At 45.2% G+C, this 16,517-nt stretch carries 14 protein-coding genes; 1 reads left to right on the forward strand and 13 read right to left on the reverse strand.

The window, feature by feature from the left end; all coding sequences use genetic code 11:
- Positions 1–17: 17 nt before the first annotated feature.
- Positions 18–572, forward strand: a complete 555-nt coding sequence (gene gloA / locus B4F66_RS01435; RefSeq protein WP_292358390.1) for a lactoylglutathione lyase — start codon at positions 18–20, stop codon at positions 570–572.
- Here gloA and B4F66_RS01440 read toward each other — a convergent pair.
- From B4F66_RS01440 to argC, 13 genes are all read right to left on the reverse strand, one after another.
- Positions 526–1,932, reverse strand: a complete 1,407-nt coding sequence (locus B4F66_RS01440; RefSeq protein ID WP_292358388.1) for a sensor domain-containing diguanylate cyclase — start codon at positions 1,930–1,932, stop codon at positions 526–528. The two genes, gloA and B4F66_RS01440, sit on opposite strands and share 47 nt — an antisense overlap.
- A gap of 87 nt (positions 1,933–2,019) precedes the next feature.
- Positions 2,020–2,937: a LysR family transcriptional regulator gene (locus B4F66_RS01445; RefSeq protein ID WP_292358387.1), complete on the reverse strand. Its 918-nt coding sequence runs from the start codon at positions 2,935–2,937 to the stop codon at positions 2,020–2,022.
- Positions 2,938–3,400: 463 nt separating this feature from the next.
- The gene (locus tag B4F66_RS01450) at positions 3,401–5,461 is read right to left on the reverse strand and encodes a BCCT family transporter (RefSeq protein WP_292358385.1); all 2,061 of its coding nucleotides are present in this window, start codon (positions 5,459–5,461) and stop codon (positions 3,401–3,403) included.
- 187 nt (positions 5,462–5,648) lie between these two features.
- Positions 5,649–5,828, reverse strand: a complete 180-nt coding sequence (locus tag B4F66_RS01455; protein WP_292358383.1) for a PLDc N-terminal domain-containing protein — start codon at positions 5,826–5,828, stop codon at positions 5,649–5,651.
- Between the two features lie 81 nt (positions 5,829–5,909).
- Positions 5,910–7,352: an efflux transporter outer membrane subunit gene (locus B4F66_RS01460; protein WP_292358381.1), complete on the reverse strand. Its 1,443-nt coding sequence runs from the start codon at positions 7,350–7,352 to the stop codon at positions 5,910–5,912.
- Positions 7,349–10,495 (reverse strand): efflux RND transporter permease subunit, encoded by a 3,147-nt coding sequence (locus B4F66_RS01465; RefSeq protein WP_292358380.1) that lies wholly within the window; start codon positions 10,493–10,495, stop codon positions 7,349–7,351. The genes B4F66_RS01460 and B4F66_RS01465 overlap by 4 nt, the downstream gene beginning before the upstream one ends.
- A 2-nt stretch (positions 10,496–10,497) precedes the next feature.
- On the reverse strand, positions 10,498–11,670 hold the full coding sequence (locus B4F66_RS01470; protein WP_292358378.1) for an efflux RND transporter periplasmic adaptor subunit: 1,173 nt from the start codon (positions 11,668–11,670) through the stop codon (positions 10,498–10,500).
- Positions 11,671–11,673: 3 nt separating this feature from the next.
- The gene (locus tag B4F66_RS01475) at positions 11,674–12,300 is read right to left on the reverse strand and encodes a TetR/AcrR family transcriptional regulator (RefSeq protein ID WP_292358376.1); all 627 of its coding nucleotides are present in this window, start codon (positions 12,298–12,300) and stop codon (positions 11,674–11,676) included.
- 157 nt (positions 12,301–12,457) lie between these two features.
- Positions 12,458–13,717 carry a DUF2254 domain-containing protein gene (locus tag B4F66_RS01480; protein ID WP_292358374.1) on the reverse strand — a complete coding sequence of 420 codons (1,260 nt, stop codon included), beginning with the start codon at positions 13,715–13,717 and terminating at the stop codon, positions 12,458–12,460.
- 115 nt (positions 13,718–13,832) lie between these two features.
- Entirely contained in the window at positions 13,833–14,177 is a 345-nt protein-coding gene (gene erpA / locus B4F66_RS01485; protein ID WP_292358372.1) for an iron-sulfur cluster insertion protein ErpA, read from the reverse strand.
- Positions 14,178–14,328: 151 nt separating this feature from the next.
- Complete coding sequence (locus B4F66_RS01490) at positions 14,329–14,766, reverse strand: bactofilin family protein (protein WP_292358370.1); 438 nt, start codon at positions 14,764–14,766, stop codon at positions 14,329–14,331.
- Between the two features lie 8 nt (positions 14,767–14,774).
- Complete coding sequence (locus B4F66_RS01495) at positions 14,775–15,479, reverse strand: DUF6776 family protein (protein WP_292358368.1); 705 nt, start codon at positions 15,477–15,479, stop codon at positions 14,775–14,777.
- Positions 15,479–16,507, reverse strand: coding sequence for an N-acetyl-gamma-glutamyl-phosphate reductase (gene argC / locus B4F66_RS01500; RefSeq protein WP_292358366.1), 1,029 nt, complete (start codon positions 16,505–16,507; stop codon positions 15,479–15,481). The genes B4F66_RS01495 and argC overlap by 1 nt, the downstream gene beginning before the upstream one ends.
- Positions 16,508–16,517: the final 10 nt, after the last annotated feature.

Below are 16,517 nucleotides of genomic sequence, written 5' to 3' on the forward strand. Positions count from 1 at the left end.
TCATAGGAGTAACACAGATGAGTCGACATTTTGATAAAGCAGAAGGTTTGAGTGAAACGCATGATCCGGCCACACATGATTATGTGTTTAACCAAACAATGTTCCGCATTAAGGATCCAAAACGTACCCTGAAGTTTTATTCTGAAGTGATGGGTATGACACTTATCAAACGTTTTGATTTTCCGGAAATGCAGTTCACCTTATATTTCATGGCGGCTATTTCACCGGAGCAGCGGCAGGATTGGTCGGACGATAATGATGAGCGCATCAAACAAACCTTTGCCCGTCCAGCTATGCTTGAATTAACCCATAACTGGGGAGATGAAGACAAAGATGAGGTGGCTTATCATAACGGTAATAGTGAACCACGGGGCTTTGGTCATATTGGCTTTGCCGTTCCCGACATTGATGCTGCCTGCGCGCGCTTTGAGGAGTTTGGCGTTCCATTTGTCAAACGCCCTAATGATGGCAAGATGAAAGGTATCGCGTTTATTCAGGATCCAGATGGCTACTGGATAGAAATATTTACTCCTGATCGTCAGCCGAATTTGCTGAAAGATCACCTTGCTTAAGTTCTTCAGTTTTAGTTGAGCCGCTTCCAAGTGGTGGGCTGGCAAAAACCTGGATTCTATCAGGCAGCTTTTTAGCCTCGTACATTGCCTCATCGGCATATCGCACCAGTTGCATGGCATTACTGCCATGCAACGGATATACCGCGATACCAATACTGACGCCGATATGCAGGATTTTGCCGTCCACTTCATATGGCAGTCTCAGACACTCGCAGATTTTTTCGGAGGTCTGCTGAGCATTGGCAACATGATGAATATTTTGCAGTAAAACGACAAATTCATCACCGCCAATACGTCCGACAATATCTGCCCCACGTAAACATTGTCGAATACGGTTGGCAACCTGTTGCAGTAGTAAATCACCGATAGCGTGTCCATGCCTATCATTGACCGGCTTAAATTTATCCAAATCCAGAAATAATACTGCGAGGGCCTGTTTCTCACGCTCACTTAATACAATGGCTTGATTTAGATGCTCGGTAAAGCTGGCACGATTGGGGAGGCCGGTCAGGGTGTCGTGATGCGCCATATGCGACATACGCTGCATCATCAGTTTATGTTCAGAGATATCTCTGGCAATTCCGGTAAAGGAATCCACCTCGCCATTATTATCAAATAACGGTGCGGTATTACTGCGATGCCAGCACCAATGCCCATTAAAATGTTTTATCCGGTACTCAATACCACTGTGTTTCTGTCGACTGAGACGTACTTGCTGCAAAAAATTGTGGCAGGCCGAGACATCATCGGGATGAACAAATTGATCAAAATGTCGACCGATAACGTCACTAATTGGATGACCAAGGATTTCGGTCCAATTGGGTGATACATAGGTAAGCAGGCCATCCAGCGACAATGAATAGATAATGTCATTGGCATTTTCAACAAAGGCCCTGAACTTTGACTCGCTTTCGTTCAGAGCTGTCTCGTAGCTTTTACGTTGCGTAATGTCATTACCATAGCCGGTCCAGACAATAGTGCCATCAGCTTCACGTATGGGAGTGTCATAGGCTTCAATCCAGATGGTATGGCCATTTTTAAGGACCATGCGAAATTCACTATGCCAGGCACTGGCGGTTTCAGCAGATTGAATGCTTTCATTGATGACCCGTTGATAATCATCCGGGTGAATCATTTTCAATAATACAGAGGCATCTTCAGCAACCTGTTGCTGGGTTACACCAAATAAAGCTTCTAATCGGGAGCTGGTGTAGGTGTATTGGAATTTACCGTCAGGGGTTAAACAAAGCTGATAAATAAAGCCGGGTAGATAAGATGAAACAGCACGTAAATGATTGAGCAACTCATTATCTGTTGAAGTGGACCGGCTCTGTTTGCCGTCGGGCGGGGAGTGCATCATGCCTAGTTAACACCATTTATTTTTTATTTAATAATAGGCTGATGCATTTACCCATTCAAGTATTTATGTGGCATAGCGCACAGAGGTTCAGTATTTCCAGGTTGCAGGAGGCTCACTTTTCAAATGATCTATAAATACTCTGGTGCGCCTTGATAAATGTCCATAGGGATACATTAACCAGATCGGCAAACTGGGACCATGCCAGTCCTCCAGGCAACGTTGCAATTTGACGGTGTGCTGACTTATGCTCAATTCAGCTAACCAGTTCGGATAAAGTCCCAACCCTTTACCTCTAGCAATGGCATCAGCCTGCATGATGAATTGATCGGCTGAGATCTGGGATTGCTGTGGGGGTAATTGAAATGGTTTTTTATGAGGATGTTTTAATAGAATATTCTGTGTCGAGTGCTCCAGAGTATCAACCCATTTATGTTCAGTCAGTTGATGCGGGTGAAGGATTTCTCCTGCCTGTTGCAGATATTCCGGGCTGGCATAAATACCCTGTGAAAGCTGACCCAGACATTCATGGCGAAGCCCATTCTCTGTTACGGGGCCCAGCCACAAAATGACTGATTCACCAACGGTGGCCTGAGGCAGGTTGAATCCGGTACGCATTTTAAGATGCAATTTTGGATGCTGCGTCATCAGCATTTCTACTTTCTCGCTAAGCCAGCGGCAGCTGAAAGCATTATGAAAGGTGAAATCAAGCGTGCCACTTACCTCAAGTTGCAGAGCATCCAGTGCTAACTGACTTTGCTGGGCAAGATCGATAAATTGCTGACAATACTCGGCAAATATCTGGCCTGCCTGAGTTGGGATAAGTCGATTGGATTCCCGTCGAAGTAATTGCTGACCAACACGTTGTTCCAGTTGGCTGATACGTCTGCTTAACGTGGATTTAGGAATAGCCAGTTGTTCTGCGGTAAACGTTAAACTGCCAGACCGAATGATTTCAACAAAGGCTGTCACCGCTCTCATATCTGGCAAAACTGCACGATCATTCATATGTAAGCCTGTTCAGGTTTATGCAACGTTATGTTTATGATTCAATACTTTTCATTACAAATAATAAGCATTATCATTTGCATTAAAGGTTTGGATTGTAATTGATTAAGTGAATGATCGCCAGGGATTGTATATTTTCATCTTCGAATAAGTCCCAGGCTGATGCGAAATTCACTTGGTTTAAGCATAAAGGGAGCTTGGTTAAGAAAGCATTAACAATAGGGTCTGCTGATCTGTTATAGCTGTCTCTGAAAGATAAACAGACCCTAGGCGCCTTATCTGAAGGTTTGAATGGTTCCCCAATTTATTGTTTGTTTGCCCTTTCCCGATGTTACTGCAAAGTGCATCGGGTTTTTTTTGTCTCTAAATCGTTGTGGATTTTTTATTCATCTCGTTTTCATACTTTTCGTTAAGTTAATGAAAACCTAAAGCAGTGATGAAAAAGAAAGCACAACTAATTTCATCAGCTGGGTGTTTTCAGGTCATTATTATGGATTTCACCTTTGTCATTGAGCATATCGTCATGCTCCTGCATTTTCCATGGCAAAATGCCTGGCGATATATGAATGAAATGCATGTATTTCTCGAATTGATTTAGAATGTCATCAATGACTTCCTGCTGATCAAAGTTAAACACATCATAGGCCGCGCCACCCCTCCGCATAAAGACTTCTGCACGGTAATAGCGCTTGTCACCATCTTCACTTCTTGCCATTTGTGGATAAGCAAAGGTGGGCATGGCATAGCCACGCATACGAATTTCATAGATGAAATCCAGTTCTTCTTCTCGAACCACTTCTATATACGCGCGATGCTGGGTGTCATCAAAAAATACAATAACCGGCCAACCTTTCTCTTGCAAAACCGTTTCAACTTTCTGCATGGCCGGATGAGCCGTCGTTTTGATAAATTCTGCCACTTGTTGATAATCCGGATAGTGAATCAACCCTGCCAAACGTTTCTTCCAGTTACCCGGCCGGTGTTGCGAGCTATGCATGAAGGCTGACAAACTGGCTTCACGATGACCTTCAATCGCTAAAGCACGCCACATTCCAATCGCTGCCAGCACCATAATGATGGCAAACGGCAGGGCACTGGTAATACTCATGGTTTGCAAGGCACTTAAGCCACCGGCAATTAGCAGTGCAGCCGCCACCAGACCTTCCAGAGATGCCCAGAAAACCCGTTGCCATACTGGCGTGTTACTGGCGCCACCAGACGCTAAGGAGTCAATGACCAGCGACCCTGAGTCGGAAGAAGTAACAAAGAACGTCATAATCAGAATAACGGTAATAAATGACACTATTGATGTTAGAGGTAATCGTTCATATAGCTTGAACAAGGCAATCGCAGTGTCATTCTGCACTTCCGTAATGAGTGCGGTATACCCCTGATTCATAATCATATTGAGGGCCGTATCCCCAAAAATGGAAAACCAGATAAAGGTAAAAATGGTCGGCACCAGCAGCACGCCAAAGACGAACTGCCGAATGGTGCGACCTCGGCTTATTTTGGCAATAAACAGTCCGACAAACGGTGCCCAGGCAATGGTCCAGCCAAAGATAAATAAAGTCCAGTTACCTATCCAGTCACTCCGGGTATAAGCCTGCAGATTGAAGGTCCGCTCAACAATATTGTTCAGGTAACTGCCAGTGTTTTGTAAAAATGTTTCCAGAATGAAAATACTCGGTCCAGCCAGAAACACAAACAGCATTAATGCAACGGCCAGAACCATGTTGAGAATGGATAACCTTTTAACACCTTTATCAAGTCCAGCCACCACGGATAGAATAGCCAGTAAAGTGATACCGGTTATGGTCACAACCTGAACAAAGGTACTGACCGGGATGCTGGGCCATAAATAATTCATACCAGCATTGATCTGGGCAACGGACAGGCCAAGCGTTGTAGCAATGCCGAATAGGGTCCCTAAGATAGCAATAACATCCACAGTATGGCCGATTGGACCATAGATTCGCTCGCCGATAAGCGGGTAAAGGGCAGAGCGCATTGATAACGGCAAGCCATGGCGAAAGGCAAAATAAGCTAAAACCAGACCGGTTAGACCGTATATGGCCCAGATATGAAAGCCCCAATGGAAAAAGGCAATTTGCATGGCTTGTTTAGCCGCATCAACCGTTTCGGGGGCTCCTTGAGGTGGCGAGGCATAATGCAATACCGGTTCGGCCACCCCGAAGAATAACAAAGCAATCCCGTAGCCAGCTGAAAACAACATCGCAAACCATGCAGGAAAGCTGTATTGCGGTTCGGCATGATCGGGGCCTAATTTGGTTTTTCCCCAACTTGAAATGGCCACGGTTACGATAAAAACAAGAAAGAAAGCCACTGCCAGCATGTAAAACCAGCCAAAGGTTTTGGTCAGATAACTGAGTGTCGCAGCAAAGGCTTCGCCCGCTAATTCTGGATTGCTGATTGTGCCTATTACTAACAGTAACGTAATAATAACGGCAGGAAAAAACACAGGAACCAGAATAGTAGAGGGGATCTTTGAATCAGCTTGCATGCTCAAACTCCGATTTTGATTCGAATGAATCATTAGCGTCATGCAATATTAACGTGAATGGTTTGACCAGATGCTGACAATGCGAAGTGAGAGATAGACGCTTACATCATCGGCATATTGCATGCCGGGTGGTGTTGGGGAAAATCACCGTACAAACCGAATACAGTTTGTACGGTGAAGTATTCGTCTAGCCTTTAGGACCGAGAAAGAACCAAATAATAAATCCTATTACCGGGAAGAACAGTAATATCAAAATCCATAACACTTTGGCTAAGGTACCGGCACCACTTTTCGCTACTTTGAGAATGGCCCAGATAACAATAATCAGCCAGATTAAACCTAATATGCCACCGACTTCTAGATCCATTTTGTCGCTCCTTTGCTAGTTCAGATAAAAATTTAATTCCGTCTTAGCATAACGATAAATCAATTGTTAAACCAACTCTTTTCATGGCGTTGCCGGTTCAATCACCTCGCCGGAGTATGCTTTTAGGCCTCCACCCAATGCTTTATAAAGTGTTAACTGGTTACGTAAACGTGCCAGCCGGGTATCAATTTGAGCTAACTGGGCATCAATATGACTGCGCTGCGCATCCAGAACTTCCAGATAGCTGTCCACCCCGGCATCGTAACGGATTTGAGCTAATTCCAGGCTGCGATTGGTTGCTTTGGTTAAATCCTGTTGAGCATCCAGCTGGGCATCCAGGGTTTCTCTTGCCTGCATTTCATCAAGCACCTCTTTGAATGCCCGCTGAATGGTTTCCTGATAGCGGGCAATATTGATGTCTTTTTCTAACTCAGCGACATCCAGGTTTGCATCATTCACACCCCAATCAAGTAAAGGAACTGATAGCTGTGGAGAAATCTGCCACAAACGATTACCGCTATCACTCAGATCAGAAGGGGTTGAGCCACCAATACCAATGGCGGTTGTCAAACTGATACGTGGAAAAAAAGCTGCTCTTGCAGCACCAATATTGGCATTGGCAGCTTTAATCTGATGTTCGGCCTGCATCACATCCGGTCTGGCCAACAACACTTCAGAAGACAGATTCACCGGTAAGTCCTGCAATAACGGATCATCATCTTCCCAATCAGCCTGCCAATGCTGACGATCCAGTCTTTGTCCAACTAACAACTCCAGCGCGGTAAAGTTTTGATTGGCTTGCTGCTGAAAACTCGACTCGGCAATACGCGCTTCATGTAATGCTGTTTCAGCTTGTCTTAACGCAAGTTCTGATGCCAGACCAGACTCAAAGCGTTTGTTGATCAGTTCATAACTTTCTTCCCGGGCTTCGCGTGTGGAGCTGGAAAATTCCAGCTGGGCAACGGTGGCCTGCCAGCTGAACCAGGCATCGGCCACTTCAGAAACTAATGTCAGCTGAATACTTCTACGGCTGGCCTCACTGGCAAGAAACTGTTCCAGAGCGGCTTGCTGCAAACTGTCAATCCGACCAAAAAAGTCGATTTCCCAGGCCGAGATTCCAACACCAATCTGGTATTCCTCATAAATTCCACCGCCACCAACAGTCTGGGTGCCGGAGCTAACGCCTTCAGGTACGCGTTGACGAGTGGCGCTTGCAGTGCCATCGACTGCTGGCAAAAGTTCGGCACGTTGGATTTTGTACTGTGCACGCAATTGCTCTACCTGCAACACCGTGGCCCGAAGGTTACGGTTATTTTCCAGTGATAATGCAATCAGTTGTTGCAGCTGCTCGTCTTGGTAAAATTCCTGCCAGCCTGTATCAGCAGCTAACGAGGCATTAACGACAGCGTCACTGTCTTCCAGCATCACTGGATTCGCAGGACGTTGATAATCGGGAATCATCGAGCAGGCGCTGAGCACTGCTGATAATGTCATTACAGAAATCAGTTTCAATTTGGCATTCATGCCGATTCTCCTTGAGAAACCTGCTGTTTAGCAGGTGTTTTACCAGTAATTTTTTGTGCCAATGTAAAGATCACTACAAAGAACACAGGAATAAAAAATATTGCCAGGCTTGTTGCTGCCAGCATGCCGCCAAATACGCCGGTACCAATCGCATTTTGTGCACCACTGCCTGCACCGCTTGCTAACATCAGCGGAGTCACCCCCAGCATGAAAGTAAGTGCTGTCATGGCAATTGGGCGCAGACGCATTCTGATGGCTTCCAGTGTCGCCTCCGATAGCGACTTACCCTCTTCATAAAGGGATTTAGCAAATTCGACGATTAAAATGGCATTTCGAGCCGATAAACCTATGGTGGTTAATAGGCCAACCTGAAAGTAGATGTCATTGGACATTCCTCTGCTTAAGGCAAACAGCACAGCTCCAAGTACACCCAGCGGAACCACCAGCATGACAGAGAAAGGTACCGACCAGCTTTCATATAAAGCGGCTAAAAACAGAAATACCACCAGAATCGATAACGCATATAAAAGTGGTGCCTGGGCCCCGGATGCACGTTCCTGTAAAGACAGGGCTGTCCATTCATAGCCAAAGCCCTCAGGTAATTGATCAACTAGTTCTTCCATGGCTTGCATGGCTTCACCTGAGCTTAATCCTGCGGCGGCTTGTCCCTGAATGTTCATCGCAGGAACACCATTGTAGCGTTCAAGGCGTGGTGACCCGTATATCCATCGCGAATCACTGATGGCTGATAAAGGCACCATCTCTCCACTAATATTACGCACATACCAGTCTCCTACATCTTCGGGCATCATGCGAAACGGGGCATCACCCTGTACATAGACTCTTTTGACACGACCTTTGTCAATAAAATCATTTACATAAGTGGACCCCCACGCTGTTCCAAAAGTGCTATTGATATCATCCAGCGAGACACCAAAAGCCATGGCTTTTTGATGATTAATATCAATTTTGAATTGGGGGCGATCCTGCAAACCGCTGTGCCTCACCTGATTTAAACGTGGATCCTGATTAGCTTGCATTAACAGAGTGTCTCGGGCTTTGACCAGTTCTTCATGACCCATGCCACCTAAATCCTGCAACATCATATTAAAGCCACTGGCATTACCCAGCTCACGGATGGGAGGAGGGGCAATAGCAAAAGCCACCGCATCCTTAAACTGACTGAAATAGCCCGAAGCACGATTGGCAATTGCCTGAGCACTTTGTTCTGGCGCTGTGCGCTGATCCCAACTTTTTAAATTAACAAAAATCAGACCACTATTCTGCCCGCGACCACTAAAGCTATAGCCGATAACAGAAAACACTGATTCGACGTTATCACCTTCCTGTTCAAGGTAATAATCTTCAATGCGATTCATCACTTCAATAGAACGCTGTTTCGAGGCGTTGACCGGTAACTGCATTTCAGTAAATAAAATGCCCTGATCTTCATCTGGGAAAAAGGACGAAGGCAACTGGGTAAATAAGTAGGCCAGACCTGCCACAATCAATAGGTAAATCAGCATGACGCGTGCAGAACGTTTGATCAGATAGCCAACGGCACTCTGAGTTCCCTTGCTGGTTTTTTCAAAGCTGCGATTAAACCAGCCAAAAAAGCCACGTTTTTTGGCTGGGTCGTGTTTAGCATCTTTTAATAATGAAGCACATAGAGCTGGGGTGAGCGTTAACGCGATCAAAAGTGATAAAGCCATTGCCGCAACAACGGTAATGGAAAATTGCCGATAAATGACCCCGGTTGAACCCGGGAAAAAAGCCATTGGAATAAACACGGCAGAAACCGTTAACACAATACCGACCAAAGCTCCGGTAATCTGATCCATGGACTTACGCGTGGCTTCTTTGGGTGATAATCCATCTTCATGAATAACACGTTCGACGTTTTCCACCACCACGATGGCATCATCGACCAACAGCCCGATGGCCAGCACCATGGCAAACATGGTCAGCATATTAATGGAAAAGCCAAACGCGAAAAGGATGCCAAACGTTCCCAAAATAACCACTGGTACGGCAACCGCCGGGATCAGCGTGGCCCGAAAATTCTGTAAGAACAGATACATGACCAGGAATACCAGAATCATGGCTTCAACCAGAGTCTTGACTACCCCTTCAATGGATATTTTGACAAAAGGGGTGGTGTCATAAGGGTATGTGACTTCCAGGCCTTCAGGGAAAAACGGTTCAAGTTCCGATATTCGGTCACGGATCATTTGAGAGGTTTCCAGCGCATTTGCACCCGACGCTAGTGTAATGCCCAGACCAGCAGCCGATTGTTTGTTGTATTCGGTTTCAAATTGAAAGTTTTCACCACCCAGTGACACATTGGCTACGTCTTTAATGCGGATTTCCGATCCATCCTGGTTGACCCGTAGCAGGATATTTTCAAATTCACTAACCGTTTCCATCCGGGTTTCAACCACGATGCTGGCGGCAATCTGCTGTCCTTCAACGGCTGGTGTTCCACCAATCTCACCCGCTGCAATCTGGACGTTCTGCTCGCGAATCGCGTTAACGACATCTTCTGTGGTTAATTTATAGTTGGCCAGATTGTTGGCATTTAGCCAGATCCGCATCGCATATTGCGAACCGAACAAATTAATTTGCCCAACTCCATTTACCCGGCTGACAGGGTCCTGAATATTGGCCGCCACATAGTCGGCAATATCATAGCGATCCATTTTTCCATTATTGGAAACAAAGCCCAATACCATTAAAAAACCGGTACTGGATTTAGTGATCCGAATCCCTTGCTGCTGAACATCCTGAGGCAATAAAGGCATGGCCGCCTGCAGTTTATTTTGCACTTGAACCTGAGCAATATCCGGATCAGTATCTGCCTGGAAAGTGACCGTAATCTGGCCAACACCACTGGAATCACTGGTGGAGTTGATATATTGCAGATCATCCAGTCCCGTCAGGTTTTGCTCGATTACCTGAATTACTGAATCTTCGACTACTTTGGCTGAGGCGCCAGGGTAGGCGGTACGGATTTCAATCGCTGTTGGGGCTATGCCGGGATATTGTGCTATCGGCAGCTGAAAAATCGACAGCAAGCCAGCCAGCATGATTAATATCGCAATAACCCATGCAAATATCGGATGATCAATAAAAAAGCGGGCCATGATTACTCCTGAGCTTGCTGGAGGGAGTTTTCAGTATCAATCTCAATCTCCACGGCTGAATCGACAGCAATTTTTTGCAAACCTTCCACAACTACTTTTTCTCCACCGGAGAGCCCGTCAGAGACCAGCCATTTATGACCAATGGAGTGTCTGACTGCTATTGGCCGTTGTTCAACAATATTGTCATCGTTTACCAACATTACGCTTGCGGTTCCCTCGCGAGAAAACATCACGGCTTTGTGGGGAACCAAAATGGCGTCAGGCATGGTTCCTTCATTGATTTCAGTTTTCACATACATGCCTGGTAACAGCAGGCCATCCGGATTGGGGAATTTAGCCCTCATCACCAGACTGCCAGTATCTTCATTAACATTAACTTCAGAGAATTGCAGTTCACCTTGATGTTGATAGGTTGAGCCATCTTCCAGCGTTAATTTAACTTGCGCGGTATCTTCTTCTGAAACTCTCCCGGAGAGTAATTGCCGGCGTAAACGAAGCACCTCTTTTGATGCCTGCGATATATCGACATAAATCGGGTCGGTCTGCGTGATGGTGGTTAAAGGTGATTCCTGTTGGGCCGTGACCAGGGCACCTTCGGTCATAGTCGACCGACCGATGCGACCATCTATAGGAGCATTTACCTTGGTATACCGTAAATTTATTTCAGCAGTTTGAATATTCGCCTGCGCCACGGAAACTTCTGCCTGTGCCTGTAAATACGCTGCCTGGGCATCATCATAATCTTGCTGACTGATGGCTTTGTTATCAATCAGTCCTCTAAATCGTTCTGCACGGGCTTTAGTTGATTGAATATTGGCACGGGCTCGGGCCAGTTCTGCTTTAGCCATTTGTAAAGCGGCTTGAAAAGGGGCTTCATCGATTTGATACAACTGTTGACCGGCTTTAACGTCAGCGCCTTCTTCAAACAGTCGGTTTTGAATAATGCCATTTACCTGGGGTCTGACTTCAGCCTGACGGAAAGCTACCGTTCTTGCCGGTAATTCCGTTTTGATCGTGACCGTTTGTGGAATCAGGCTCACCACATCCACTTTCGGAGCAGCTTGCTGTGTATTTTGCTGAGTATCTTGAGAGTCGGAGGATTGGCATGCTGCCATATTGAGCGTCAATAAACTTATCAGCATCAATTTTTTAACAGATAAAAAATGGCGTGGCATTTACTACTCCTGATTGTCTTGTCCGTCAGTATCATCATTCTGTGAAGGTGAGCAGGCGATCGCATCCCAGCTGGCATCAATAATATTAGTCAGGGCATCGTTATCAACTTTGATAACGTCGATTAAATGTTGGCGGGCGAGAAACAGATAGGGTTCAAAACTCAGACTGATCAGAATATCGTCGGATAAGTTTTTAATTTGTTGTGTTGCCCGTCCCTTTTCAAACAAATCCTTAAGCGGTTGCAGCCCATCCCAGGCATGACTACGCTGGCTACGTAAAATATCCGGCGGCAGATGATCAAATTGTGCCTTGCTGTGCGTGATGCAGGGATTTTCGATGCAAAAGCGCCAGAGATTGCAGCACATTCTTCGATATTGTTGTTTGAGTGGTTGCTGCTGATCATGGCCCTCCAGTGTTGCTTTGATAAAGTCATCAATTATGTGGGTATTGAGCTCACGGATCAGTTCATCCCGATCTTTGAAATAAAGATAAATGGTGCCAGTGGCAACACCAGCCTCTTCGGCAAGTTGTTTAATCGAAAAACCATGAAAACCGTAGTTGGAGAGCAACTTTAAGGTGGCACAGAAAATAGCTTCACGTTTATCGGCAGTGCTTTTGGCTGGAGACATAGTTGACTTATTATGAATGAACGTTCATTCATAATATACATGCACTAGGTTAAGGTAAAGTTAAAAAAACGGAAAAAATTATTTTGAATGTTCACTTGCTGTTATGCTTCATAGCCGCCAGCATTGGTGGATATGAAAGATAAACAAGCACCTGAACTTATTTTGTCAATCGATTGTATATCGGCTGTAAAAGTTGCTTTTCTCCATCCAGGACTAATGCATGTTCAGCACGCTGTTGGATAAGTTTGAGATGACGAGAAACTTCTGATCCAAAAACGGCGGGTGAATTATCAGCTAATGCTGCAAGCACTATCTGTAAACGAAGTTGAACTTCGATCATTCCGGCGCCATCTCGACCGATGGGCAAAAATATATCATCAAACAAATCCCCAAGGTTCAGTTCAGGAATCCAGACATTTGGATAAAGCAGTTTGTCTTCAATTTCATCAATTTTATAGTCTTTCCAATGAATCAGAATACGAATGGATCGGTTCAGAATATCAATTGCAGTACCGTGATCATTGACTGCTGGTGAGAGCGCCCGAGAAGCTATTTCGGCTAATACCATTAGACCAAATCTGGGATCCTGAGAAAAAGATCGTTCATCGCCCAAGGTTATTGATGCAACTATTGCCGACTTGGCCTCTTCAGAGTACTTACCTTTAAACCAGGCTTTGGGTTTAGCTGGATGCACAAATTCACCTGGAAGAACCATCACACCAATTTCGGCATCATGATATTTGGCACATTGCTGAAGAGCCCCAACATCAATATGTCTTACATAACCGATAATATCGCAAAATATCGTGGTGGTATCCTCTGGAATTTTATCTTTGTTTTCAAGTCTGCGTCCACCTAACGTCGGATGTTCAACTCTTTGCCGAATAGTCTCCAATGCCGATTTTTCTACTCTACCAGAGGTTTCCCCAAGACGGCCTAATTGCGACAAATGCTCTATCCAGCGCAATATGGTCACCACTATTAGGATAATGACACCAATCGTAACGGAAAACAGAATCAGCCTGCCATTATCATTATATATGTCCGTACTTAAGGCGATAATTCCAACCAAACTGAAAAGGAAGGAACCAATGAATGTTGCCAGTACATTTTGTGTCGTGGTGTCTTGTTGAACCAGTTTAGTGGCTCGGGGAGTCGCACCATTACTGGCTGCAGAATAAGCTGCCACCATAACGCTTAGGGAAAAGGTGGTTACCGCCAACATGCTGGAAGCGAGAATATTCAGGATCTGACCAACTGCATCGGCACCAATATTAAGTGGCAGAGGGCTATTGATAATACTCTGGGCAGGAATGGCGATCAGCGCTGTCACGACAGCAAGCACAGCAAACAAAGCAGCACGAATCCATAAGGTTCGGGTCAGTTGAGACAGCAACCATCGCCACTTGGATATCATCGTAGTGCTTCCCTTATCTCGTGCGAATAAATTATGCCAGTCAAATTAAGGGCAATAAAAAACCGCTATATCATCTACCAATATAGCGGTTTAATGGTGCTCTTTGGAAGGCAGATTATGGAGAAAATGATGATCCGCAACCACATGTAGTGGTCGCATTTGGATTACGAATCACAAATTGCGAACCTTCAACACCATCAGTGTAATCAATTTCCGCGCCTACAAGGTATTGATAGCTGGCCGGATCAATAAGCAAAGTCACACCGGATTTTTCGACTTCGGTATCACCTTCACTGACTTCTTCTTCAAATGTAAAACCATATTGAAACCCGGAGCAACCACCGCCAGTGATAAATACGCGCAGTTTTAATTGATCATTACCTTCTTCGGCAATGAGTTCGCTGACTTTTGACGCAGCCGAATCGGTGAATAGAACTGGACTTGGCATTTCGCTCGTCATGATTTACTCCGTTGATATCTAAGATTGTTCATTTATTATCCAATTCTGACTAAAATAGTCAAGTATTAGGGTCTCTTTATCTTTAAGCGCTACCAATTATTGAGGCCGTTTTTCAGTCAAAACAGAAGCGGCTCTAGAATATCAACAGCCCCTAGGTCTGTTGTTCAAGATTTAAATTGGGATCAGTTTGGGAATGTTCAAGGCTCAAGTCGGTTTCTTCCGCTTCGCCGACATGAATCAATTGTCCGTTGACTTCACTGCCAACTGCCACTTCCAGCAACTTATAAAAAACATTGCCATTGATACGTGCTTTATTAGCCAGTTCAATTTGTTCAACTGCATATAAATTGCCTTTGACATCACCATTGATAATTTGAAATGGCACCCGGACTTCGCCTTCTATGCGGCCTTTTTCACTCAGCGTTAATAATGCGGGCTCACCTTCATCAGCAGTAATATTACCAGTGATTACACCATCTATTCGTAAGCCACCGCTAAAGTGAATATCGCCTTTAAAATGGGTGTTCTCACCAATTAATGTGTCAATACGGGCGGCCTTACGCCGTTTATTTTTTTTGCTGCTGAACATGAATTACCTCATTGCCCGACGGGTGTTTCTGTTTGCCAATCAAAGCTGCGTGAAATTAGTATTTTGTCTTTCTGGCGCAAACTGACGCTGATTTGTTCAGGATCTGACAATTCACCAAGGTTGAAGACACCCTCAATAACCTGAACATGACGCAGATTAAGTGGATGCTCGGTGATGTTGAGATCGATCGCTTTGGCTTCGTCGCCTTCACCTTCAGTATTTTGCAATCGGATAATCACCTCACCGGTAATCGGTTCGCTGATATTTTTACCCTGGGTAATGACCAGCCGATAGCGAACCTGATCTGAGTTCTCGGTTTCTGGCCGTAACTGCAAATCGCGGATTTGCAGTTCACTGGTACTGTTACCCTGGGTAATATTTTGATAAAAAAGCAATTCTTTATTTAACTCAATTACTTTCTTTTGCAGTTGTTGCAATCGATTCTGTAATTGCTGGGCTGTTGCCTGATGCATGGCCTGAACTTGTTCCTGGTTTTGCAGCAGCTCCGACTGTTGTATCAGCTCGGTTTTCATTGCAGCAATCTGTTCCTTCATTTGCTGATTTTGCTCGATCAGCTGGGCTGTATTGCCGCTGTCACGATTAAACCAGTACCACTGGAGAAGTCCACTGATAACGATAGCTATTATTAACCAGACAACAAAGCGCAGCGGGCGCTTTGGTTTTATAACGTAACTATCGAGAGGTGAGCTCATCAGGGTAGAGTTGCTATGTGGTTAATGCCAAGACGCTCATCAAGACCGAACATGATATTCATATTTTGTATCGCCTGTCCTGATGCGCCTTTAACCAGATTATCAATAACTGATAACACCACAACAGTATCAGCATTTTCAGGTTGATGTACGGCTATTCTGCAAACATTGGCACCGCGTACACTCCTGGTTTCAGGATGAGAACCTGCGGGCATTACATCAACAAAGGGTTCATCAGCAAAACGTTGCTCAAATAAGCTTTGTAGATCAGTTGATTTGAGTAGCTGGCTATACAAAGTGGCATGGATACCACGAATCATCGGTGTGAGATGAGGTACAAACGTCAGACCCACTTCAGTGCCATGAATCTGATTCAGACCCTGACGTATTTCAGGTAAATGACGATGACCGGCAACGGCATAGGCCTTCATATTCTCGCTGGCTTCAGTCAGCATAGTGCCAAAACTGGCTTTGCGTCCGGCACCGCTGACACCTGATTTCGCATCAGCAATCAAATGTTGTGGATCAATCAGGCCTGCTTCCAGTAAAGGCATATAGCCTAACTGCACAGCAGTCGGATAACACCCGGCAACAGCCACTAACTGTGCTTCGCGAATGGCTTCACGATTGAGCTCTGGCAATCCATAGACGGCCAGTTCTGCTAAATGTGGGCAGGTATGGGGAGTGTTATACCATTTCTCCCACAACGGGATATCCTTCAGTCGAAAGTCAGCTGATAAATCAATCACTCTAACGCCACGATCGATTAACGATGGCACACTGGCCATAGCAACGGTATGAGGGGTGGCAAAGAAAACCACATCACAGGCTGCTAATGCATCGTCATCAGGAACGGTAAAGCACAAATCAACATGGCCGCGAAGGTTAGGATACAAATCACTCACCGGCATACCCGCTTCGCTGCGTGAAGTGATGATCTCCAAAGAGACCTCGGGATGAATGGCTAATAAACGAAGCAGTTCAACACCGGTATATCCCGTGCCACCAACAATTCCTACTTTAATCATACGTATTCTT

Origin of the sequence: Methylophaga sp. UBA3603, from assembly GCF_002375335.1 — a bacterium.
Lineage (GTDB): Bacteria > Pseudomonadota > Gammaproteobacteria > Nitrosococcales > Methylophagaceae > Methylophaga.

Coding starts and splice junctions, on each gene's coding strand:
- gloA (WP_292358390.1), top strand. CDS start 18: ATGAGTCGACATTTTGATAAAGCAGAAGGTTTGAGTGAAACGCATGAT.
- B4F66_RS01440 (WP_292358388.1), bottom strand. CDS start 1,932: ATGATGCACTCCCCGCCCGACGGCAAACAGAGCCGGTCCACTTCAACA.
- B4F66_RS01445 (WP_292358387.1), bottom strand. CDS start 2,937: ATGAATGATCGTGCAGTTTTGCCAGATATGAGAGCGGTGACAGCCTTT.
- B4F66_RS01450 (WP_292358385.1), bottom strand. CDS start 5,461: ATGCAAGCTGATTCAAAGATCCCCTCTACTATTCTGGTTCCTGTGTTT.
- B4F66_RS01455 (WP_292358383.1), bottom strand. CDS start 5,828: ATGGATCTAGAAGTCGGTGGCATATTAGGTTTAATCTGGCTGATTATT.
- B4F66_RS01460 (WP_292358381.1), bottom strand. CDS start 7,352: ATGAATGCCAAATTGAAACTGATTTCTGTAATGACATTATCAGCAGTG.
- B4F66_RS01465 (WP_292358380.1), bottom strand. CDS start 10,495: ATGGCCCGCTTTTTTATTGATCATCCGATATTTGCATGGGTTATTGCG.
- B4F66_RS01470 (WP_292358378.1), bottom strand. CDS start 11,670: ATGCCACGCCATTTTTTATCTGTTAAAAAATTGATGCTGATAAGTTTA.
- B4F66_RS01475 (WP_292358376.1), bottom strand. CDS start 12,300: ATGTCTCCAGCCAAAAGCACTGCCGATAAACGTGAAGCTATTTTCTGT.
- B4F66_RS01480 (WP_292358374.1), bottom strand. CDS start 13,717: ATGATATCCAAGTGGCGATGGTTGCTGTCTCAACTGACCCGAACCTTA.
- erpA (WP_292358372.1), bottom strand. CDS start 14,177: ATGACGAGCGAAATGCCAAGTCCAGTTCTATTCACCGATTCGGCTGCG.
- B4F66_RS01490 (WP_292358370.1), bottom strand. CDS start 14,766: ATGTTCAGCAGCAAAAAAAATAAACGGCGTAAGGCCGCCCGTATTGAC.
- B4F66_RS01495 (WP_292358368.1), bottom strand. CDS start 15,479: ATGAGCTCACCTCTCGATAGTTACGTTATAAAACCAAAGCGCCCGCTG.
- argC (WP_292358366.1), bottom strand. CDS start 16,507: ATGATTAAAGTAGGAATTGTTGGTGGCACGGGATATACCGGTGTTGAA.